This window comes from Parcubacteria group bacterium, assembly GCA_041660065.1.
Classification (GTDB): Bacteria; Patescibacteriota; Minisyncoccia; order Moranbacterales.
Window position 1 is genome coordinate 95,055 of sequence record JBAZXC010000002.1, and the last position, 22,758, is coordinate 117,812.

Genomic DNA, 22,758 nt, shown 5'->3' on the forward strand with positions numbered 1-22,758 from the left:
CGTATTTTTTCCTTTATATCCAATAATGTTTTCCTTGTAAATTTTAAATTGTACAAAAAAATGTTTCATGTTAGTGTTACATAAAATAATAGATAAATCCCTATCAACTTATAATAAAATATGAAAAACAAAATAATAACATCGTGTCATATATTTATAGACATAGATGCTCTTGCATGTATTTTTGCCTACAAAGAGCTCCTTGATTTAAAAAATGAAAAAGTAGAAATGATAACAACTGCAAAGTTCAATGCGAGCATCACTGCAAAATATAGAAAAATAAACTTCAAAAATAAACTTCCATATGCAGAAAATATGGAGTTCATAGTAATGGATATATCAGAACCCGATTATTTTGAAGAATTCGTAGATTTAAATTCGGTTTCCCATATTTTTGACCATCACTCCGGTTTTGAAACTTATTGGAACACAAAAATAGGCAAAAACGCTGTGATCGAACACGTTGGCGCAGCTGCAACTCTCATTTATAGAGAGTACAAAAAAGAAAATTTACTAAATAAAATATCCCCTCTATCCGCTGAATTACTAGCGGTTGCAATACTGTCTAATACTCTTAACTTTCAATCAAAAATTACAAAACAAGAGGATGAAATGGCATATGAAGAATTAAAGAAATTTTTTAACTACACACCTGATTTTGAAAAAGACTACTTTTTAGAGGTCCAAAAAAACATAGAAAAAAACGTCATTGATTCCTTAAAAAATGATTCAAAGCAAGTAAATTCTGAGCTTTTTATTGCGCAACTAGAAGTATGGGATTCAGAGCACATCATCCATAATTTTTCAAAAGAAATTCAAACATTTTTACAATCTCCCAATTCTAAATTTTCTTTTTTGAATTTAATAGAATTAAGTAAAAAAAATAATATTTTGATATTCAATGACAGAACAACACTGGAATACATAAAAAAGCATTTCCCAGAATTTAACTATAACCTTAAAAACAACACAGCCACAACTTCAAATGTTATTTTGAGAAAAGAAATAATCAAAAAGATTGATAATATAAACCATTCCCTTACTACATAAATCGGTAAGGGAATATTTTGTTAGCGGAGAGGGAGGGATTCGAACCCTCGAGCCGGTTTGACCCAGCTAACACATTAGCAGTGTGCCCCATTCGGCCTCTCTGGCACCTCTCCATAAGTCTCAAATAATTGTACAAAGCCTAGTGTATCACCGATTGACAGCCAAATCAAGCATTTGACACGTTATCCTGTTGTGTTAGTATAGTGCACAAATCGTACTTTATCAATGTAACCCCTACCATAATTGAGGAGATACCATGATCGGATCAGGACTAAGCAAAGGCACCATGCAATATGCCGGTTTCGGACCGCAACATGCATGGACACTTACAACACGTAAAAACGTATTACATGATGTGTGGAAGGTATTTCTCGAAAAGCTCCCACACCTGCAACAATCAACCTTTTACTTCGGCAGGGATCATTTTTTGATCAAAATATTCAATCCCTGGTCAAGACTAGACCCGCGAGATGCCAAACCCGCTCAGAGATTCCTCGCAGGCAAAAGTATAGCAGGATCGCGCCTGGCGCAGATCATATCATCAATCGATACAATTGCCGGCACATTACATGACAGAAATGTTCGCATATTCAACAACATGCTCATGCTCGAGATCATGAGCCAAGAGTATTATGATGAACTCAAAAGTGGCAATGAGGAAAAGACTCCCGGACTTTATGCCGATCAACACGGATACTGTCGGATCCCTCATCAAAAACGCACGTGCAAAATCTACTCAAACGATCGTTGCATCTTTGTCAGGTGCAATATATCGCACACGATCGGCGCACGCACAAAACAATATTATTGTGGCAAGTTTAATTACACATTTTCATCACGTCAGATTTCATTACTGGCAAATGGAAAAATTGCCGGCACTATAGGGTCATGCAAAAATTTACGTGGCTTCGAAATCGCATAAACGTCATTGATCCATAACAGATCATGACGTTTTTTTATTCCCTTCCAAGATTTTCATGCTATATACTTTTATAAAACTACTGTGAAAAACAAAAAATCCTGCACTGAGGCAGGATTCTTTATTTGTGTCCTTGGTAGGCCTGCCTGCCTCCATGCAAAATACCAAAAAAATAAAAATAAAACCTACATTAAATTTGCACAACAAAAGATGTTTTTTGTGTCCTTGGTAGGAGTTGAACCTACGACCTTTTGGACCGCAACCAAACGCTCTATCCACTGAGCTACAAGGACATGATGTATAAACTTGTGTTGTTAAATGTTCTTCTTGGAGTATTGTGATACTTTACCGAGCGTTCCACGCTCTCCGCCCTAGGCGGACAGGCCTGCCAGAAGGACATTACAACAAAAGTTATTTTATATCAAAACAACAAAAAGGTCAATGTTTCAAAAACGTTACCTTCATCACCCCCTACTCCCTAAAGCCTACTCCCTAATATCTACCCCCTAGATTTACATGCGCAAAAGTCGTTCTATTGTGTCGATCATGCTTTGCTCTTGTTCGATCTCCGGGATGAATTGCGACAGATTTTCATGGATGACGACAGGATCGATCTGATGCAATGGGATATGCAAATATGGACGGACTTGTCCTTTCAGGTGCAAACTGATCACGCGTATATGCGGTGGCTCATAAAAGATCCAGAAAGACTTGATATTGTCATAATCATACATCTCATCCCCGATCAACACACCATCATACGTGATCGCAAAATCGATCACTTTTTGCGGACGCGACAAGAGCAGATATCCCGTGAGACCGATGAGGATAAAGACGATCGCCATGATGATGCCGTTGGTAAAGATCGCATAGACGATGATCGCGCAAAGAATGAGCGCCGCACCGATATACCATTGTCGATCATGCGGATAGTGCTCAAACTCCGGACCGCGCCAATGCGTCACGATATCTTGCGGATGATTTTTGATATATTGGGAATGTTCTTCTATGTGTTCATAATGCTCTTGATAGTCCGGCTGTTCTTCTGTGACCGGACCCTCCGCCTCCTTACGGACCCACTGATCTTTTTGCGGTAATTCCATATGATCACCAGTTGCAGCCTGTGCTGTGCGATTCTGTTGTGAAACCTGCTCCGGTTTTTTTATCTCCGGCGTTTTTTTTAACATGCCAAAGAAACCTTTCTTGCTTTTTGTCTCAAATTGATCCATTTTGTTCTCACGCAAGTTCATTCGCATAACGATTTTTTATTTTCACGCATGTATCATATCATATTTACAAATTCTTCGCCACCTGTTATGATGAATGCTGTATCAGTGAAACGTGGCTCGCAAAAAGCCTATGCTGATACAATAGAAAATCTTGTTTGTATCACGTTTTTTTGTAGATTTAACAACACACGTGGAGGTGTGGCAGAGTGGTCGATCGCATCGGTCTTGAAAACCGAAGTCCCCTCACGGGGACCGGGGGTTCGAATCCCTCCGCCTCCGCCTTCGTCCGCCATAGCGGACTTCGGCGGACACGGTCCGCTGAAGTTTGCGACGGTGGATCAAGGTCGTCATGATTCAAAAAAGATCTTTATATTATGTATTATGTATATATCCTTCGTTGCAAGGACAAAAAACCATATATAGGGTGCACACAAAATTTACAAGAACGCGTTGACAGACACCGAAATGGTTTTGTTCCCGCGACAAAAGATCGTCTTCCTATAGCGCTGGAGTTTTACTGCGCATTCAAAAATAAATATACAGCATTTCAATTTGAAAAATATCTCAAATCCGGATCCGGACGTGCATTTACAAACCGTCATTTTTTAAAAAACTCCTAAAAATAATCATGCTCTCCATCAACAATCTCTCCGTGCAAGCGGATGAGAAGACGATCATTCATACTGTTTCTTATGATTTTGCACCGGGCAAGATCTATGCCATTATGGGCGTCAACGGCTCCGGCAAAAGCACCCTTGCCAAGACGATCATGGGCGATCCTTCTCTCAGAGTTCTCTCCGGCGACATTACACTGGATCAAAAAAATATTACATCACTTCCACCGCAAGAGCGCGCTCATCTCGGGATTTTTTTGGCGCCACAATCGCCTCTCGCGATCCCCGGCGTCACAGTGCAACAACTCTTGCGCACGGCAATCCCTCGCGACACACAGGATAGTGCTACATTGCTAAAAAGGATCACTGACGTGGCACAGGATCTTGATATGAAAAAAGAACTTCTCTCACGATCGCTCAACGAAAATTTCAGCGGTGGTGAACGCAAAAAGATGGAGATGCTTCAAGCGGCAATCCTCGATCCTCGCTACATCATCCTCGATGAGATCGACACAGGCGTTGATGTTGATGCTCTCGCGACGATTGCCACATTTATCAAAAAAATGAAAACGAACGATCCGCAAAAAACGTTTATCATCATCACACACTATAACCGCATCCTTTCACAATTACCGGTTGATGAGGTGCTCATCATGCACAATGGCACGATCACAGAACACGGCGACGCCGCACTTGCGGAAAAGATCGAGAAAGACGGCTACAAAAAATAGTTCGAAATATATCAGTTTTCTACAAAAAATGACAGATCACGATGCACAACCTGATAGCACGCCTCCTTTTACACACGGGTCTGACTTCGCCGTGAACCATGCGGAACACGACTTCGCCATGCCGGAGGTTTCCGTTTCAAAAACAAAACGCGGGATCAGTGCAGACATCGTACAGAAGATCAGTGCTTATAAAAAAGAGGATGCATGGATGCATGATTTTCGTTTGCGATCATATGACATCTTCACCCAGAAAAAACTTCCCACATGGGGACCGGATCTTTCACACATCGATTTTGATGATATGATCTATTTCCTCCGCGCCACAGATAAAAAATCACAGAGTTGGGATGATCTGCCACCGGAGATCAAGGAAACCTATGATCGCATCGGCGTGCCCGAGCATGAAAAGAAATGGCTTGCCGGCGTAAGCGCGCAATATGAAAGCGAAGTGATCTATGAATCCATGCACAAAGAATTGGAAAAGCAGGGCGTGATCTTTTGTGATATGGATACGGCTGTGCGCACCTATCCGGATATCGTCAAAAAATATTTCGGCAAACTCATTCCGCCGACAGATAACAAATTCGCCGCGCTCAATTCTGCCGTGTGGTCCGGCGGATCGTTTATCTATGTGCCAAAAAATGTTCATGTAACACTGCCTCTGCAAGCATACTTTCGGATCAACGCCGAACGATTCGGTCAATTCGAGCGCACACTGATCATTGCCGACGAAGGATCGTCCGTACACTATATCGAAGGATGCACTGCCCCGGCATATTCCACACAATCTCTCCATGCCGCAGTCGTGGAGATCTTTGTGCTCAAAAATGCAAAGATCCGCTATACGACGATCCAAAACTGGAGCAAAAATATTTACAACCTCGTCACCAAGCGCGCCAAAGCGGAAGAGGGCGCCACGATGGAATGGATCGACTGCAATCTCGGCTCCAGCATCACGATGAAATACCCCACGGTGATCCTCGCAGGAGAAAATGCGCGTGGCAGTATGATCTCCATGGCACTGGCAAACACCGACCAAACGCTTGATACCGGCGCAAAAATGATCCACATCGCACCGCACACCACATCACACATTATTGCCAAATCCATTTCCATCGGTAGCGGTGTGTCAAATTATCGCGGACTCGTCAGCATCGCATCCGACGCACAGAACACAAAAAGCTACACGCAATGCGATGCCCTCCTTTTCGACAACATTTCCCAATCCAATACCTATCCGACAATGGATATCAAAAATGATACGGCAAGCGTTTCCCACGAAGCAAGCGTCGAGAGTCTCGACAAGGAGAAACTTTTTTATGTCATGTCCCGCGGACTCACAGAAGCGCAGGCACGCAGTATGATGGTAAACGGTTTTATCGAAGAGATCACCAAAGAGATCCCACTTGAATATTCCGTAGAGCTCTACCGCCTCATTAATATGGAAATGGGAACTAGGGGGTAGGATTTAGGTGGTAGGGAGTAGGGATTAGGGAGTAGGTGGTAGGGGGTAGGAATTGGTGATAATCTGCAAGATTAGAGATAATATATTATATATGGAAAAACAGATTAAAAATTACAAAGACTTGATTGTTTGGAAAAAGTCAATGGAATTAGTCAATAAAGTATACACTCTGACGAAAAAATTTCCGCGAGATGAGCTTTTTGGACTCTCCAGTCAAATGCGCAGATCAGCGATTTCTCTGCCCTCAAATATTGCGGAAGGACACCGCCGTGGCACCAGAAAAGATTACGCACACTTTATTACAATCGCTTTTGGCTCTGGCGCAGAATTAGAAACACAAATACTTATTGCTAAAAATCAAAATTATTGTTCAAATAAAGAATGTGAAAGCATAGATATTCTGCTCGAAGAAATTATGAAAATGCTCAATGTCTTGCAATCAAAGTTGAAGAGTACGCCTCCGCCGTCCACTCCCCACCCCCCTACCCCCTAAATATCTACTCCCTATAGCACCCCTACCCCCTAATTTCTACAACCTACCCCCTAACATCTACTCCCTAAATATGTTTATACTCGTCGTCAACAAGCGAAAAAAAGAATACAAAATTACCACTCCCGGTAAGCATGTTTTTTATTTTGAAAATCTCACCGCTGATCTGACATTTGTCATTGCGGCAGAACACGCCGAGGTGGCGATCTATGGTCTTTATCAGGGCAAAGATACAGATGATTTTGTATTGGATATTTCACAAATTCATACCGCTCCGCATACAAAAAGTACAGCACTAATCAAAAGCGTCTTACGTGACAATGCACAGCTTCATATGCGTGGAAAAATTCGTGTAGAGCAAAATTCTGTTGGCACCGAAGCGCTTCTGACAAATACGAATCTCCTTTTGTCAAAAAATGCACACGTCATCAGTATGCCCCAATTGGAGATCCTTCCGCATGAGGTGCACTGCACACATGCCGCACAGACCAAACCACTTGATCCGGATCAGTTGGATTATCTCATCAATCGTGGCATCACACCGCACGATGCCCGACAATTACTCATTGATGGATTCTTACAAGAAATACTTCAATACAAAGAGTAATGTAAATCCCCACAAGAATGCTCTCGTGGGGATTTTTTTGTTACGTGAGCACTGGATGCGCTTGTCGAATAGCAAGATTTCATCGCCAAACCCTATAAGTGGGATTTTTCGTCACTCGCTCACATGTAACAAAATATCTATTTGCCAGTATAGAGAAAAATGTAAATAATTGCAAGCACACCAAAAAACACCCCGCTTTGAGCGGGGTGGTTTTGTGAAGTTCAACCCAAGGAGAAATACCGACTATTTCTTACCTTGACGGAATCCTGTTCCTGCCGGGATCAAGCGTCCGATGATCACATTTTCTTTGAGACCGCGGAGATGATCTTTCTTTCCGGTAATTGCCGCGTTGATAAGTACGCGCGCCGTTTCTTGGAAGGATGCCGCTGAGAGGAATGATTCCGTAGAGAGTGCAACTTTGGTAATACCGAGGATCATTGGCTCACCTTCTGCGCCACTACCCTTTGATTCTACTGCCTCGATATTTGCATCATTGAACTCGCTCATTTCTACGATCTCACCGGGGATAAGTGTCGTATCTCCTGCTTCCGTAATGCGGATACGAGAGAACATCTGACGGATGATGATCTCGACATGCTTGTCGTTGATACCTTCACCTTGTGATGCATAGATCTCTTGAATCTCGCGTACGATATAGCGATGCACTTCTTCCTTACCCATTGTTTCATAGAGCTTCTTGAGGTCGATGTGACCTTCATTGAGCTGTGTGCCCTTTGCCACGAGATCACCCTTCTTGACATTGATCGTTGAATTTGACGGTACATTGTATTTCTTTTGTTGCTTGCGCTTGCCTTCTTTCTCGATCACGATCGTTACAGTTTTTCCGCCATCATCCTCAATATCGACAACTGCACCATCAATCTCGGAAATGATCGACTCGCCCTTTGGCGTACGTGCTTCAAAGATCTCTTCTACACGAGGCAAACCTTGTGTAATATCAGATCCCGCAACACCACCAACGTGAAATGTACGCATCGTAAGTTGTGTACCCGGTTCACCGATTGCCTGTGCTGCGACTGTCCCTACAGCCTGACCAAGTGCAACCAATCCCTTGCGACCGAGATCGACACCATAACACTTTTGACAAATACCTCGCAATGTCTTACATGATGTTGTCGTACGAATTTTGACCTTTTCGATGCCTGCTTTATCGATTTCCTGCGCTTGCTTTTTGTCGATCAAAACGCCTGACTCTACGATCACCTTATCCGTCTTTGGATGTTTGATCGCGCCAACCGATGTGCGTCCTTCTACACGTGATCCAAAATTGATACCGATGCGATCGGAGTCTTGACGATAGACATATCCACCCACGCGATCACCACAGTTTTCTTCCGTGACAATCACATCTTGCGCAACATCCACGAGACGTCGTGTGAGATAACCGGCAGTTGCTGTACGAAGAGCCGTATCTGCCATACCTTTACGCGCACCATGCGTTGAGATGAAATACTCCAACACATCGAGACCTTCTTTGTATGAGCTACGTACCGGCAACTCCAATGTTTCACCTGTCGCGCCAGCCATAAGACCTTTCATACCGGTCATCTGTACGACAACGGATTCACTACCGCGAGCCTTGGAATACACCATGGAATATACAGGACCTTCTTTGTCCAATCCTGCACGCACAGCATCCGTAATGTCATCTTTTGCCTTGTTCCATGTATCGATCGTACGGTTCTTGCGTTCTTCGTTCGTGAGAAGTCCCATATCAAAGCTCTCTTTGATCCCTGCCACTTTTTGCTTTGCATCCTCAAGGATCGCTTTCTTCTCCACCGGCACGACGAGATCATCCATGCCCCAACTGATACCGGAAAGTGTAACGCTCTTGAATCCCAGATTTTTGACGCGATCGATAAACGCTGCTGTTTCCTCTTGTCCGACAGTGTCAAGCATCTTTCCAACAACATCTTTCAATTCTTTCTTTGTCATTTCTTGATTCAAAAAGCGCATCGATGCCGGCAAAATATCATTGAACATCCCGCGTCCGGCTGATGTCTTGTAGACTTTGCCCTTATAAAGAAGCGTGATCTCTGCATTGATCGCGATCGCTTCATTTTGATATGCCAAGATCGCCTCATCAATATTCGCAAAGATTTTTCCCTCACCCTTTGCGCCAGGTTTGATATGCGTGATGTAATAGATTCCCAACACAAGATCCAACGATGGTGTAGTGATCGGCTCTCCACTTGCAGGCTTGATCAAGTTTTTTGATGAAAGCATGATATTTGCGCTTTCCTCACGTGCCTTATCCGTAAGTGGCACATGTACTGCCATCTGATCGCCATCAAAGTCTGCGTTGAATGCGGCACACACCATCGGATGCAACTGGATTGCTTTACCCTCGATCAATACCGGTTGGAATGATTGAATTGACAAACGGTGAAGGGTCGGCGCGCGGTTAAGCATCACATAATGGTGTGAGATAATATCATCCAAAATTTCATATGCCTCTTCCGTCTCATTGTCCACCATACGTCCTGCCGTACGCACATTGTGAGCGTACTCGCGTTCGATCAACTTGTTGATGATAAACGGTTTGAAAAGTTCCAATGCCATGCGTTTCGGCAGACCGGCCTGATGCAACTTGAGTTGCGGACCAATCACGATAACGCTACGCCCTGAATAATCCACACGCTTACCCAAGAGATTCTGACGGAAACGTCCTTGTTTTCCTTTCAATGAATCTGCGAGAGAACGAAGTGGACGTCGTTGTCCGGTTGATGCCGCAACAGATGCTTGTCCACGTCGTGCTGAATTATCAAAGAGTGCATCAACCGCCTCTTGCAACATACGCTTCTCATTACGTGTGATCACTTCCGGTGCACGCAATTCGAGCAATTTTTTCAGACGATTGTTACGGTTGATGATACGACGATAGAGATCATTGAGATCGGACGTTGCAAAACGTCCACCATCCAATGCAACCATCGGACGGAGATCCGGCGGGATCACAGGAATGATCGTCGGCAGCATCCATTCCAAATGAATATCTGCTTTTTTTATGCCCTGATAAAATTTGATCCGCTTGAGAAGTTTTTTCTTGAGAATGGAGTCCGCATCGTCGAGATGTTGCACGAGACTTTTCATCATGTCATCCACATTCATATTCTTCAAGATTTTCTGCACAGCCTCCGCGCCAATTCCCGCAGTAAAAACTTGACCAAAACTCGTAGACAGATTGAAATATTCCACCTCGCTCAAGATCTGATACAAAGCAAGAGATCGCAACGCATCACGTTTACTGCGATATTGTTTTTTGAGTTCTTGCATTCTCTCATCATCACCGCTGGTTTTGATCTCCTTTTGCTTGTGCTTGAATTCACTCTCAAGATTTTCCATCGCTTTTTCACGCGCATCATCATCTACATCCGTCACGATATATGATGAAAAGTAGATCACTTTTTCCAATGCCTGTGGGGAAAGTCCGAGAGCGAGACCAATCTTACTCGGCACACCGCGCAAAAACCAAATGTGTGATACAGGCACAGCAAGCTGAATATGTCCCATGCGCTCACGACGAATGATCGAACGTGTTACTTCAACACCGCATTTGTCACATGTGATTCCTTTATAACGAATACGCTTGTATTTTCCACAATAACATTCCCAATCCTTTGACGGACCAAAAATGCGTTCACAAAACAAACCGTCCATTTCATAACGTTGTGTACGATAGTTGATCGTTTCCGGTTTTGTGATCTCACCATGCGACCATCCGAGAATATTTTCCGGACTTGCGAGTCGGAGTCGGACGCTGTCGAAATCACTTACTTTTGTTGCATTTTCCATATGTTTGATAAAGTTTAGATTTAATACATCGATGCATTACTTCTCTTCTTTTTTTGCATCTTGTGCATCCTTCTCATCTGACTCGACTTTTTGTCCGATGAGTTCCACATCCAAACACAAACCCTTGAGTTCATTCACCAAAACATGGAATGACGCCGGAAGATTTGGACTCTTGATCTCTTCGCCCTTGATGATTGCCTCATACGCCTTTGAACGTCCGAGTACATCATCAGATTTGATCGTCAACATTTCTTGCAATGTATGAGCGGCACCATAACCTTCCAATGCCCATACCTCCATCTCTCCAAAACGCTGTCCACCAAACTGTGCTTTACCACCAAGCGGTTGTTGTGTGATCAATGAGTATGGTCCGATCGAGCGCATATGCAACTTATCATCAACGAGATGATTCAACTTCATAATATACATCACACCGACAGTTGACTCATTATCAAACGGGCGTCCCGTCTTTCCATCGATCAAACCGATCTTTCCGCTTTCTGGAAGTCCCGCTGATTTAAGTTCTGCTTTGATATCTGCTTCAGATACACCGTCAAGCGCAGGTGTTGCTGCCGTGTAGCCATGCGCACGTGCTGCCCATCCGAGATGCGTCTCCAAGATCTGACCGATATTCATACGACTTGCTACACCCAACGGATTCAAGATCACATCAACCGGTGTGCCGTCTGGCAAGTATGGCATATCCTCCACCGGTGCAATACGCGAGATCACACCCTTATTTCCATGACGCCCTGCGAGCTTGTCACCGACTGCGATTTTGCGCAATTGCGCAACAGAAATCTGAATTTGCTGGCTTACGCCTGTTGGCAAACGATCACCCTGATCTCGTGTAAATACTTTGATATCCACAACTTTTCCATGTTCACCATGTGGTAAATACAGAGAAGAATCTTTTACATCACGGGATTTCTCACCAAAGATCGCACGAAGGAGACGTTCCTCTGCTGTGAGGTCACCCTCACCCTTTGGTGTGATCTTTCCGATCAAGATATCTCCCGATGACACTTCCGCTCCGATGCGCACGATGCCCGTCTCATCCAAGTTCTTCAGACGGTCTTCACCAATATTTGGGATATCACGTGTTACGATCTCAGGTCCGAGCTTTGTGTCACGCACATCCAATGAAAAATCTTCAATGTGGATCGAGCTATAACGGTCATCCTGCAATACCTTTTCTGAAATGATGATCGCATCCTCAAAGTTAAATCCTTCCCATGGCACGAAAGCCACGAGCATATTTTGTCCGAGCGCAAGCTCACCATGATCAGTTGATGATCCGTCTGCGAGCAATTGCCCTTTCTTGATCACATCACCCTTGAGTACACGCGGCACCTGATTCATCGATGTAAACGCGTTGGACTTCATAAATGTATGAAGCAAGTATTCTCTTTTATTTGTTTTTTTCTTCGCACCTGCCGGTGCTTCTTCTTCCACGACAATATGATTGCCATCCACAGAAATCACCTTTCCCGGGTTTTTTGCAATCACTGCCTGACCGGAATCCGCTGCCGCTTTGTCTTCGATACCTGTTCCCACAAGCGGTGCTTCCGGTTTGACACACGACACAGCCTGACGTTGCATGTTCGAGCCCATAAGTGCACGGTTTGCATCATCATGCTCCAAGAAAGGAATAAGTGCTGTCGCCACAGAAATACACTGCTTTGGTGACACGTCAATATATTCAACACTTGTCACACTTACCATATCCGGCTGACCGCTGACACGCGCTTCTACCATCTTTTCCACGATGTTGCGATGCTCATCAAGTACTGTGCCACCATGTGCGATCGTCAATCGATCTTCTACAGTCGCATTGATATATTCGATTTTGTCCGTTACAAACGGCACGACATGGATCATGTCTTTTTTCTCTTTCGCGATCTTTTTTGCAAGAGTTTCATCGATCAATGTACCGATAGCACAATCACCGATTTTCTCCGTTAAAATACGACCGACAAGATCATCTGCAGTATTTGCGACTTCTTGCGCCACTTTCAAGTATGGTGTTTCGAGAAATCCATATTCATTGATCCGTGCATATGTCGCCAAATGTCCGACGAGTCCGATATTCGGTCCTTCCGGTGTTTCTACAGGACAGATGCGTCCATAATGAGAATGATGCACATCACGCACTTCAAATCCCGCACGCTCACGCGTCAAACCACCGGGTCCAAGGGCACTTAAGCGACGCTTATGCTCCAACTCTGCAAGCGGATTTACCTGATCCATAAACTGCGACAACTGTGAGCTGGAAAAAAATTCTTTGATCGCAGCTGCAACCGGACGAGAATTGATGATCTGTCCCGGCACAACCGTATCCACATCACACGTACTCATGCGATCTTTGATATTGCGTGCCATACGCGCAAAACCGATACGCATTTTGTTTTGGATAAGTTCTCCCACACCACGCACGCGACGATTGCCCAAATGATCGATATCATCTGCCTGTGCTTGCGGATTATTGTTCATGCGAATGATCTCCTTGATAATGAGAACAAAGTCCTCCACATTTAAAATACGATTTTCTGGGTTATTTGCTCTATCAAGTTTCAATCGTTGGTTGAGACGGTATCGTCCCACCGCACCAAAGTCATAACGATCAAAGTTAAAAAACATTGCATCAACCATTTGTTTTGCATTCTCTTCTGTTGCAAGGTCTCCCGGACGTACGCGTTTATATACCTCCTTGTATCCCTCACCTTGCGATGTTGTAATATCTTTTGCAAGCGTTTCACCGATATGATCTACGTCGATCACTTCCACATCCTGTGCAAAAAGTGCACGAATCTGATCATTAGTACCATGCCCAAAAGCACGCAATAGCGCCGTCACCGGCAATTTGCGCTTACGATCGATCTTCACATAGATCACACCATCACGATCTGTCTCAAGCTCCAACCATGCACCACGATTTGGAATGATTTTTGCACCAAAAAACTTACGGCCTTTGATGTATTCCATCGAAAAGAACACGCCGGGGGATCGGATGAGTTGTGATACGATCACACGCTCCACACCATTGATAATAAACGTTCCACGATCTGTCATGATCGGAAATTCTCCAAAGTAGATCTCTTGCTCCTTTACTTCCCCGGTCTTTTTGAACACAAGCTTTGCTGTTGCGCGAAGCGGTGCCTCATAAGAAATATTTTTTGCGCGCGACGTCAACTCGTCGTATTTGGATTCGTCCAAGAAGTAATTGGAAAGAGAAAGTTCCATTTCCTTTCCGGCAAAATCAACGATTGGATTTACTTCATCCAATAGCTCCTGCAATCCTTTTTCCAAAAACCATTCATACGAAGCCGTCTGTGCCTCGATAAGATTTGGCAATGACACAGCTAACTGTTTCTTGAAAAACTTTCGTTTTGCAAGAGACGAAGAGGCGCTGAATTTCCCCTTTACCTTCATTTTCTTGTTTTCAACCATAAAAAGACCTCCCATCATCTCGGTATTCTTTACTTTGTTCAACGTCTTGAAAGTATAAGAAATACCTTTCTGATGGAGTTTTGAATGATTAACTATTTAATTGTCGCACAAAAATGTCCGATGTGATGCATCCAATTTGACACGAAATTCCCTGTTTTCCAACAAAAAATTCGTACCATTAAAGTGGATTATTTTTCAGTACCATGAATAATAGCAGGAAAAAAATATGTTGTCAACTATATTTTTGGTTATCATTACCGCATAATTGAACGGGATCTGCCTACATTATGCACAACTTATCCACAGCAAGCAAAAACCCCCACAAATCGTGAGGGTTTCTCGATTGTTTATAATCTCTGTGCAATTCTTATGCGCCACAATCTGCGGTTGTATTTGCGTTGGCTGCGGCAGCTGTGCCTGAACCGAATCCTGGTGCCGGTGCATCACTGGACATTTCTGTCTGACATGCTGCCGGTTGTGTATTGAATGCGGAGCAAATCGCTTTCATGAGACTTGCGCTATCACGACCGGATTGGATCAATTCCCCATTGATCACAAGAGTCGGCGATCCTTGGACACCATATTTCTCATTATCCGCCTTTGAGATGTTGAACTGAGGAAACTGTCCACTCACCCATGACGACTTATCATTGAACAATTCTGTAACTTTGAATGCTTTATCTGTTTGCGCCACGCACTGCGCCAAAAGCGTTTGATTGACCAATGCTGTCTGCATGCATGCTTTTTCATCCTGTTTTTCCAAAAAGCATCCAAGATACGCATGAAATTTTTGCGGTTCTTTTTCCTGGATGCAATACTGACGCAATTCTTCCTTCACTTCTTTCTCACCATGCATTGCATAATCCACAAATTTGAATTTTGCATTGACAGTTGTGCCAAGAGCTTTCAACACCGGCAAAATGCCCTTCTCGATCTGCGTACCATATGGGCAGTGACTCATCACAAAGATCTCAACTTCCGGTTTATCTGATTTTGTCTGCACTTCTGTAGTCTCAGTTGTTGTGGCATCCTCTTCCGCGCTCTTTTCTTCAAGTTGCTTTGTATCAACAAGCTGCGGAATAAACTTGGTCATATCTTTTGACATGTACGACGTCACTTCTTGACCCTCTACAGTAATGATCATTTTATAGAGACCGCTTTCTTCTGTGATTTTACCGATCTCAACCTTTGTGCCTTCCGGAACCAGTTGACCGGTGATCATTTTCATCGCATTATCCCGAACTTCCTGCGCCACCTTTTCTTTTACAGGACGTTCTTCGCCGACGTTGTCACGTTTTTGCATTTGGAAATATGCAATAGCACCCACTGCCAGAACGACGATCACAAGCCAAATAAAAATATTCTTTCCTCCTTGTATGCCACAGCACACATCACCGCATGTCTTTCCTTCGCATGAGCCTCCTTCGCATACACCATCCTTACATGTGCCACTCTCACACGTTCCTCCCTCGCATGAACCTTTTGCCTCCTCTTCCGGAGTTTTCTTTTCCTCTACCACTTCTTCTGTCTTTTTTTCCTCTGACATCATTTTGTAATTACAAATTATATTATGTATTGATATATATTATATCATTTTCTTGATCATTCTCAAGAAAATAGGTTTCTCTCATCATATCATGACTGCGCATGACGCGCAAAATTGAGCGTCTTGATGATCGTTCGCGCAATTCGCGCTGTGGTGTACCCCTTGGGAATGTCCGCCACAAGCACAAAATCGTCCACATCTTCCACGACACGCTCATTGCGCATGAGAATGTCCTCGATCGCCGGAAAGAATTTTTCCAATAGATCATTGTCATCCACCCACTGCATGCGATCAAGATCCTGATCGTTGTCACGTAATACGAGCGCGACATCTTTTTCTTTCAATGATAATTCTATTTGCATACCCATGTGCCTTATCAAAAATAATCACCCCTCTATTGTACTCATATAACACAAATACACAACAAAAACATTTCTACAGTTGGCTTGTGATATATTGCATTTCCATTTTTTCATCCCCATATGCAGAAAAAGTACTTTCAATAATGATTGGTCGCTCTTTCTGCTTCAGTGCACCGACAATCTCATTTTGACATGTTTCAAAAAGTGGCACATGCAACAACTCTGGGCCATATCCGCTGATATGATACCCCACAATACGATCGCCGAATTGTGCATGTAATTCTTTTGCCAATTGCATTGACGGGTCATTGACAAAACAATGTTGCAGATCGATCACAAGTCCAAAGGGATATCGATCCAGAAGAGACTGTACATCGTCAAGAGTTCTGAACGACTTTTTGCGATCATCCATATTCTCGATTGCCACGGGGATTTTGTATTGACTGATAATATCCCATCGCTTCACCGCATCTGGATGAAAGACGACATATGTAGCAGAAAATCGCGCACTCAATTCTTCCAACTGTTTCAATAATACATGTGACACGGCATCGTCATCATACGCAATTACAGGTGCATGAATGGAAATGTGATCGAATTGCATAATATGCGCATGTTCCCCCGCAGAAAGAAATTTTACATGTTCCTCTGTGTGACACATTAACTCAATCGCACGTGCACCGGTAGCACAAAAACGATCCACTAATTCTTTGGAAAATCGCTCATGACTATTATTTTGCAATCGATAAAAAACCCCGCACGAAAAACCAATGACCATACTATATAAAAGTTATGTTATCTTTCATTCACGGTATACACGTCATCATCAAATTCGATGAAAAAATGATGGCGTTCATGATCTTGAAAATATGCCGTTCCCTTATGTTTTGCATACCCAAAGATCGTGTTAAATTCATCCGTATCCAAATGATTTTCCAAATAAAGCATCAGATCACTTGCGTCATCGTTCATGTGAATACGGCATCCGTGCAAAATACTTTCTTTCATAATATTCTTTAAAATAATTACTTATGCCTCCTTTTTGCATTTTTCAACAATTTCTTCAACCGTCATAATAATGCTTTCAGATTCCGTACGACGACGCACTTCTACGCCACCCTGCTCAAGCGACTTTTTGCTCACAACCACGCGATATGGACAACCGATTAGATCTGCATCTGCAAATTTTTCCCCGGCACGTACATTCCGATCATCATAAAGCACTTCTATGCCGGCAACGGTCAACCGGTCATAAATTTTTTGTGCTTGCTCATCTTGCTCTAGACTGACCAAATGCACAAGGAAAGGCGCAATGATATCAGGCCAGACGAGACCTTTGTCATCTGCAAATAATTCCGTCACTACACCCATTACACGCGCAGGGCCAATGCCATAGGAACCCATGATCACCTTTTGTTTCGTGCCATCTTGTGTATCGTATGTGAGATCAAATGCATCACTGAATTTTGTACCAAGTGAAAAGATATTGCCCACCTCCGCCGCTTTTTTTTGCACAAGAGACTCTTTGCTCACGCCAAGATCTGCCAATACCTCATCAGTGTATACTTCTTGATTGATCGCCATGTTCTTTTCTTCACTGACATAAATGATGTCTTCTCCGGCATCGCACACTGTCTGGAATTCATGTGAATACTTGCTAAATGTGCCACCACCGGCAAATGTCAGATATGTGTGATCACCAATACCCACACGACGAAAGATATTGAGGTATGCTTTTTTTGCATTTTCGTAGAACATTTCATGTTCTTTTTGATCAGGTGAAAAAGAATATGCGTCTTTCATAATAAATTCCCTCCCACGCATGATCCCACTCTTCGCACGCGCCTCATTACGAAACTTCGTTTGAAATTGGTACACACTAAATGGAAGATTTTTGTACGACGACACATGATCTTTCATCATGGACGTTAACACTTCCTCATGTGTAAATGCCAAGCCTACCTCTGTGCCATTTTTCAGTGACGTCTTAAACCAGTTGTCTACCACCTCATCACTCCACCGTCCAGTCGTGCCCCACACGTCTTTGCTCTGCAATGATGTCATAAATAATTCCTGACACCCGATTGCATCCATTTCTTCGCGGATGATACCGATGACTTTATTGAGAACACGCAGCCCCAATGGGAGAAAGCTGTACGCGCCAGCCATTTCCTTGTGAATAAATCCTGCACGGATGAGTAGCTGAGCATTTTTACTCACTTCGTCTTGTGGTGCAAACTTTTGCGTCCTGGTAAATAATTGCGATTGTTTCATAAAATTGACATTAAAAAAATAAAAGATCGTGAAAGTTAAAGAATTACCCTCACGGGGATATAGTTGTATGCATTATAGAAAAAATGGGTATTGCAAAACATATCGTAATATTCATTACTTCATTGCTTCCATCATATTATCCAAACACCTTTTCGTCAAAGAAATCACAAGTAAACAAATATTTATACTGTATGCAATTTTGTAATTTCTTTTTTGCAAAACAAAAACATGATCAATAAAATGATCGCAACGACCACCGGTAATATAAAAAAGTATTGAGGCTGATTGATAGTGAATAAAATACACCCAAAAACTACCATACGACCAACTACCGTCGGCACTTCACGCAAGATGATAAATTCTTCTTCATTTTTATCTTTGACCGATTTGTAGATATAACTGAAATATGGCACAAGAAAAAATGTCATTGAGAACGCACCTACCAGCGTTAATACATACGCCATGATTTGTCCGTGAGAGAAAATCCTACCAACAGACACAACAATGACACACAGTGCTGCAATGATAATAAGTTTATGCGGATCTTTATTTGCTTTCTTCCCTATAAAAAACAAAAATAGAATTCCACCAATTGACGACAAGCTCCCTACTATGCCAGGCACTGCTAATGACCCGATCATGATGTACACATAAATACTCCAATACCAATGTGATTCTTCGATTACATTATCAAGTGACTCAAGAAAAAATAATTTCTTTCGTTTTTTTATTTTTGCAAAAGTCTCTTTCCAATGCAATGATAATTTTGATTCATGACTTTTAATGCCGTGAAGTGGGATAAATGACAAGATGAGTCCCAAGATTGCAATGATAAATATCGGCCAAAACCCGACAAAATAAACCATCACAACACTTATGAGCGGATTGAGTACTTGTAAAATTTTTGGTAAAGCAAAAAACGTTGCAAGATCGGTGCCCATTTTATCAAAATCTGTATGTTTTACCAAAAGAATATTTAATGGCACCCAATAGATAAATGTTGCCATTCCGCCGACCATTGCCACAATGCCAAATGGCATATGCCAGTCTTGCATAAAATACAAACTTACATAAAAAAGAATTTCCATCGGATAATAAAGTTGAAAAATACGCACCAATCCGATTTTTTGTATCAATGGTGAGATTACAAATAGAGTAAATAACAAACCAAATCCATGGAAGATTGCATAAAAAACAACGACATCTGTCAATGTATTGCCAATCGTCAATAAATACACCGGCACATAAATGCTCACAAAAGAAAGCGCAATTGATCGGATCGTGTGTGCAATATGGATGCGATAGATCTCTCGCTTGTCTTTTATGATTTTTTGGAAAATCAATTGTACTTCAAACAAATTTTTTATCATTTCTAATTTTGAACTTCCAATATAATTTTCATTTATTTTCCATAAATTTTTTAAGCCCCTCAACTGTAATTTCATAACTTCTCACGAAAGAATCATCCACGTGCGCATAAAGTAATCCCTTCCCATTTTGTTGATCCATAAAATAACTGGCAAAGGTAATCGTTTTTGCTTGACTGTCCCTGATAAAATAATTTGGAGAGATCCACTCAATTTTACCTTCTTCATAATTATAGATAAATAAACCTACAGAAAATTTTCCATATTTTACAAACGTCCCGTTTTTTCTATCCACCTCTCTGCCATTCATAAACCCAAGACACTTCCCCTCTCCTACATCAATAAATTTTCTTGACATCAACGGACCTGGTGAAGCATGTCCACCAGCCCATTCAATATTTTCTTTTTTAGGGTGAAAAACTGTTTTGCCAAATTTCCAATTTTTCCCCATGTCTTCCGCGATGACCGTTCTTATAGTCGAATACCAATATCCTTTGCCATGATCACTCGATTCAACAAGATTATATCTAAATCCACGTTTATTCATCGGAGCAATCGACACTTCTTTTGCTCCACAGTTATTTTTTTCCATCAAAACCGGTTGTGTCATTGTCAAATCACTCAGATCTGTCCCAAATGCATGCCCCAAGTGCACGACCGCATTTCCTGTTCGTTTATTAAATAAAGGGATTGTAAAATAGACATGCAGTGTATTATTTGTCTCATCCGCCCAAATATCCGGATCTTCAAATCCGATAAAGTCTAGTCCTTTTTTATTGAGAGAGTTTATGATTTCTTCTGTATTTTTCATGTACAGTTCACATGTGATCTCATAGATCCCTGCATCATTTTTTACTACTTTATACAAAGCACTTCTGTCAACATACCCTCGTTTTTCCACATCTCCCTCTCTGCTGACTACACATCTAATAATGCCTTCTTTCCAATCAAAATGTGAATTGAGAGTCAAAGCCATAATATGTTTAAACCTTCTATCAGATTTTATAGCTGTTTCTTTATTTTCTAAATACATTTTTTTATATACGCTTTAATATGCTTGTGCATTTACACATCCACACCGATTATATCATAAATACAAAGAAAAGAGGCGACTACAATTATGTAATCCGCCTCTCTTGTTGAGATTTATTGAATGGATGCCACCATCCAGCTGATCGCATTTGCGATCGCTTGTGCCGTGGCATGATTTGAATCTTCATGTACGGCATGTCCACTATGAATATGTTCTCTGCCAGGAATGGTATCGTGCGTCATTTTCAGTTGTACATAGACATCACCAAGTGCTTCATCACCCTTTGTGACTTGCACCGGGCGCCAATATTCTTGCGAGATCGTATATTCTTGCAATTGTGGAAAAAATTCTTTTGCAATGGCGACAACAGCATCAAATGCCGCACTCACAGGACCATTGCCGGTGCGCACGGCTGCTACTTTTTTACCGTGCAATGATGCGATGACGGATGCTGTTGGTATTGTACCCTTGCCACTCACAATTGTGGAACGATCGATCACAATGCTACATGGCACTTCCTTGATCACATCTGTTACAACTGCGACAACTTCTCGATCACTCAAAGAAGTACCGCGCCGTCCTTCTGAGATACGCTTGATCTCTACCATGATCTCTGCAAGCTGCTCTTTTTTTACGACAAAACCAAGCTCTTTAAGTTTTGTCATAATGCCCTCCTTGCCGGAAAATTGTGTCACCACAGTCTTCACGCCGGTGTGTCCATATTTTTTTGGATCCCAACTATAATATGGGCTGACGGTTGTACCGTTTTGCTTTGCTTTTTCTTCAATGGCCTGATGCGTACCGGAACTGCAAATGCCATTTTGATCTCCCACCACAACCCAGTGTCGTGGCACAGGCATGCCCAGACAGTTTGCGATCATGTGAACGATCTCCACAACAATTGCAGGATCGAAACGTATGTTATACCCACCAAAAATATCTTGGCGTGTATGCATGTTCATGATCACGGACTCAAATTTCGTCATACCGCTACGCTCACCCAGTCCATAAAATGTACCTTGCACTTCTGTGATACCATGTATAATTCCTTGCAAAGCATTTGTCGTACTGTGATCACTATCATTGTGACAGTGACATGCAATACGCGCTTTATGAATGTTTGACACATGCGCAAATACATATGCGATGAAATCGCCAAACTCGTTGAGAATACGCAATCCGGTTGTGTCAGGCAAATTGACACTCGTTGCACCGGCAGTGATCACTGCTTCCACGATCTTGCAAATAAATTCTTTGCCCGCTCGCGCAGCATCTTCCGGCGAAAACTGCACATGGTGGAAACCAATACTTCTGGCATATCGCACCATATCAACTGCAGTGTCAATCACCCATTGTCGTTTTCCCTCCGGCGAATCACCATATTTCTCAGCATCGAATTGTGCGAGCATAAGCTCGTCACTTACCGGAATATAAATATGAACCATGTCACAACCGGCGACTTTTACCGCATCAATATCTGCCTCCACAGCACGAGCCAGTCCTGAAAGAATAGGCTTATGATGTGTTTTTGTACCTCGCACAACGTCAACGATCTCTCGACATCGTTTTGGATTGCCTTTTGCACTGCCGGGAAAACCGATCTCGATGATGTCAATTCCGCCTTTCACCAACTTTCTCACATAGCGATCCTGGTCTGCAGGCGTGATCGCCCCACCGTCAACTTGCGCAGATTCACGTAGCGCCACATCATTCAACCAAATCTTCTTCTTTTCCATCACTCTCTCCTCATCCTTTTTTGAATTTTTTGATCTTCTCTTCAACTGTTAATGAACCCATGAATTGAC

Annotated in this window: 18 protein-coding genes and 3 tRNA genes; 8 read left to right on the plus strand and 13 right to left on the minus strand. The window is 42.5% G+C overall.

Going from position 1 to position 22,758, the window contains the following annotated elements; translation table 11 throughout:
- Nucleotides 1-120: 120 nt before the first annotated feature.
- Nucleotides 121-1,050, plus strand: coding sequence for a DHH family phosphoesterase (locus WC819_02960; protein MFA5986283.1), 930 nt, complete (start codon nt 121-123; stop codon nt 1,048-1,050).
- A 24-nt stretch (nt 1,051-1,074) separates the two neighbouring features.
- Here the strand turns inward: WC819_02960 and WC819_02965 are convergent.
- Nucleotides 1,075-1,163: transfer RNA gene (locus WC819_02965), tRNA-Ser, on the minus strand.
- Between the two features lie 143 nt (nt 1,164-1,306).
- On the opposite strand from WC819_02965, the gene WC819_02970 reads away from it, so the two are divergent.
- Nucleotides 1,307-1,972: a hypothetical protein gene (locus tag WC819_02970; GenBank protein ID MFA5986284.1), complete on the plus strand. Its 666-nt coding sequence runs from the start codon at nt 1,307-1,309 to the stop codon at nt 1,970-1,972.
- Nucleotides 1,973-2,189: 217 nt separating this feature from the next.
- Here the strand turns inward: WC819_02970 and WC819_02975 are convergent.
- Nucleotides 2,190-2,262 (minus strand) — tRNA-Arg (locus WC819_02975).
- A 219-nt stretch (nt 2,263-2,481) separates the two neighbouring features.
- On the minus strand, nt 2,482-3,198 hold the full coding sequence (locus tag WC819_02980) for a hypothetical protein (GenBank protein MFA5986285.1): 717 nt from the start codon (nt 3,196-3,198) through the stop codon (nt 2,482-2,484).
- A 192-nt stretch (nt 3,199-3,390) separates the two neighbouring features.
- On the opposite strand from WC819_02980, the gene WC819_02985 reads away from it, so the two are divergent.
- From WC819_02985 to WC819_03010, 6 genes are all read left to right on the plus strand, one after another.
- Nucleotides 3,391-3,477, plus strand: a tRNA-Ser gene (locus WC819_02985).
- Between the two features lie 95 nt (nt 3,478-3,572).
- Entirely contained in the window at nt 3,573-3,818 is a 246-nt protein-coding gene (locus WC819_02990) for a GIY-YIG nuclease family protein (protein MFA5986286.1), read from the plus strand.
- An 8-nt stretch (nt 3,819-3,826) separates the two neighbouring features.
- On the plus strand, nt 3,827-4,543 hold the full coding sequence (sufC, locus tag WC819_02995) for a Fe-S cluster assembly ATPase SufC (protein ID MFA5986287.1): 717 nt from the start codon (nt 3,827-3,829) through the stop codon (nt 4,541-4,543).
- A gap of 118 nt (nt 4,544-4,661) precedes the next feature.
- Entirely contained in the window at nt 4,662-6,008 is a 1,347-nt protein-coding gene (sufB, locus tag WC819_03000; GenBank protein MFA5986288.1) for a Fe-S cluster assembly protein SufB, read from the plus strand.
- 91 nt (nt 6,009-6,099) lie between these two features.
- Complete coding sequence (locus tag WC819_03005) at nt 6,100-6,501, plus strand: four helix bundle protein (GenBank protein MFA5986289.1); 402 nt, start codon at nt 6,100-6,102, stop codon at nt 6,499-6,501.
- Nucleotides 6,502-6,571: 70 nt separating this feature from the next.
- Entirely contained in the window at nt 6,572-7,105 is a 534-nt protein-coding gene (locus WC819_03010) for a SufD family Fe-S cluster assembly protein (protein MFA5986290.1), read from the plus strand.
- A 243-nt stretch (nt 7,106-7,348) separates the two neighbouring features.
- On the opposite strand, the gene rpoC is transcribed toward WC819_03010, so the two are convergent.
- From rpoC to WC819_03060, 10 genes are all read right to left on the minus strand, one after another.
- Entirely contained in the window at nt 7,349-10,921 is a 3,573-nt protein-coding gene (gene rpoC, locus WC819_03015; protein MFA5986291.1) for a DNA-directed RNA polymerase subunit beta', read from the minus strand.
- A gap of 36 nt (nt 10,922-10,957) precedes the next feature.
- Nucleotides 10,958-14,371, minus strand: a complete 3,414-nt coding sequence (locus WC819_03020; GenBank protein MFA5986292.1) for a DNA-directed RNA polymerase subunit beta — start codon at nt 14,369-14,371, stop codon at nt 10,958-10,960.
- A 367-nt stretch (nt 14,372-14,738) separates the two neighbouring features.
- Nucleotides 14,739-15,917, minus strand: a complete 1,179-nt coding sequence (locus WC819_03025) for a thioredoxin domain-containing protein (GenBank protein ID MFA5986293.1) — start codon at nt 15,915-15,917, stop codon at nt 14,739-14,741.
- Between the two features lie 89 nt (nt 15,918-16,006).
- A complete protein-coding gene (locus WC819_03030; GenBank protein ID MFA5986294.1) occupies nt 16,007-16,285 on the minus strand; it encodes a hypothetical protein in 279 nt (92 codons plus the stop codon).
- A gap of 67 nt (nt 16,286-16,352) precedes the next feature.
- Entirely contained in the window at nt 16,353-17,057 is a 705-nt protein-coding gene (locus WC819_03035) for a hypothetical protein (GenBank protein ID MFA5986295.1), read from the minus strand.
- A gap of 17 nt (nt 17,058-17,074) precedes the next feature.
- Nucleotides 17,075-17,287 (minus strand): hypothetical protein, encoded by a 213-nt coding sequence (locus WC819_03040; protein MFA5986296.1) that lies wholly within the window; start codon nt 17,285-17,287, stop codon nt 17,075-17,077.
- Between the two features lie 21 nt (nt 17,288-17,308).
- Nucleotides 17,309-18,553 (minus strand): aminoacyl--tRNA ligase-related protein, encoded by a 1,245-nt coding sequence (locus WC819_03045; protein ID MFA5986297.1) that lies wholly within the window; start codon nt 18,551-18,553, stop codon nt 17,309-17,311.
- Nucleotides 18,554-18,735: 182 nt separating this feature from the next.
- Nucleotides 18,736-19,923: a hypothetical protein gene (locus tag WC819_03050; GenBank protein MFA5986298.1), complete on the minus strand. Its 1,188-nt coding sequence runs from the start codon at nt 19,921-19,923 to the stop codon at nt 18,736-18,738.
- Between the two features lie 28 nt (nt 19,924-19,951).
- Complete coding sequence (locus WC819_03055; protein MFA5986299.1) at nt 19,952-20,896, minus strand: hypothetical protein; 945 nt, start codon at nt 20,894-20,896, stop codon at nt 19,952-19,954.
- A gap of 170 nt (nt 20,897-21,066) precedes the next feature.
- Nucleotides 21,067-22,689, minus strand: a complete 1,623-nt coding sequence (locus WC819_03060) for an alpha-isopropylmalate synthase regulatory domain-containing protein (GenBank protein ID MFA5986300.1) — start codon at nt 22,687-22,689, stop codon at nt 21,067-21,069.
- Nucleotides 22,690-22,758 lie beyond the last annotated feature (69 nt).

Bases quoted from the DNA above. Each gene is read 5' to 3' on its own strand.
- WC819_02960 (MFA5986283.1), top strand. From the start codon at position 121: ATGAAAAACAAAATAATAACATCGTGTCATATATTTATAGACATAGAT.
- WC819_02970 (MFA5986284.1), top strand. From the start codon at position 1,307: ATGATCGGATCAGGACTAAGCAAAGGCACCATGCAATATGCCGGTTTC.
- WC819_02980 (MFA5986285.1), bottom strand. From the start codon at position 3,198: ATGGATCAATTTGAGACAAAAAGCAAGAAAGGTTTCTTTGGCATGTTA.
- WC819_02990 (MFA5986286.1), top strand. From the start codon at position 3,573: ATGTATTATGTATATATCCTTCGTTGCAAGGACAAAAAACCATATATA.
- sufC (MFA5986287.1), top strand. From the start codon at position 3,827: ATGCTCTCCATCAACAATCTCTCCGTGCAAGCGGATGAGAAGACGATC.
- sufB (MFA5986288.1), top strand. From the start codon at position 4,662: ATGCCGGAGGTTTCCGTTTCAAAAACAAAACGCGGGATCAGTGCAGAC.
- WC819_03005 (MFA5986289.1), top strand. From the start codon at position 6,100: ATGGAAAAACAGATTAAAAATTACAAAGACTTGATTGTTTGGAAAAAG.
- WC819_03010 (MFA5986290.1), top strand. From the start codon at position 6,572: ATGTTTATACTCGTCGTCAACAAGCGAAAAAAAGAATACAAAATTACC.
- rpoC (MFA5986291.1), bottom strand. From the start codon at position 10,921: ATGGAAAATGCAACAAAAGTAAGTGATTTCGACAGCGTCCGACTCCGA.
- WC819_03020 (MFA5986292.1), bottom strand. From the start codon at position 14,371: ATGGTTGAAAACAAGAAAATGAAGGTAAAGGGGAAATTCAGCGCCTCT.
- WC819_03025 (MFA5986293.1), bottom strand. From the start codon at position 15,917: ATGTCAGAGGAAAAAAAGACAGAAGAAGTGGTAGAGGAAAAGAAAACT.
- WC819_03030 (MFA5986294.1), bottom strand. From the start codon at position 16,285: ATGGGTATGCAAATAGAATTATCATTGAAAGAAAAAGATGTCGCGCTC.
- WC819_03035 (MFA5986295.1), bottom strand. From the start codon at position 17,057: ATGGTCATTGGTTTTTCGTGCGGGGTTTTTTATCGATTGCAAAATAAT.
- WC819_03040 (MFA5986296.1), bottom strand. From the start codon at position 17,287: ATGAAAGAAAGTATTTTGCACGGATGCCGTATTCACATGAACGATGAC.
- WC819_03045 (MFA5986297.1), bottom strand. From the start codon at position 18,553: ATGAAACAATCGCAATTATTTACCAGGACGCAAAAGTTTGCACCACAA.
- WC819_03050 (MFA5986298.1), bottom strand. From the start codon at position 19,923: ATGATAAAAAATTTGTTTGAAGTACAATTGATTTTCCAAAAAATCATA.
- WC819_03055 (MFA5986299.1), bottom strand. From the start codon at position 20,896: ATGGCTTTGACTCTCAATTCACATTTTGATTGGAAAGAAGGCATTATT.
- WC819_03060 (MFA5986300.1), bottom strand. From the start codon at position 22,689: ATGGAAAAGAAGAAGATTTGGTTGAATGATGTGGCGCTACGTGAATCT.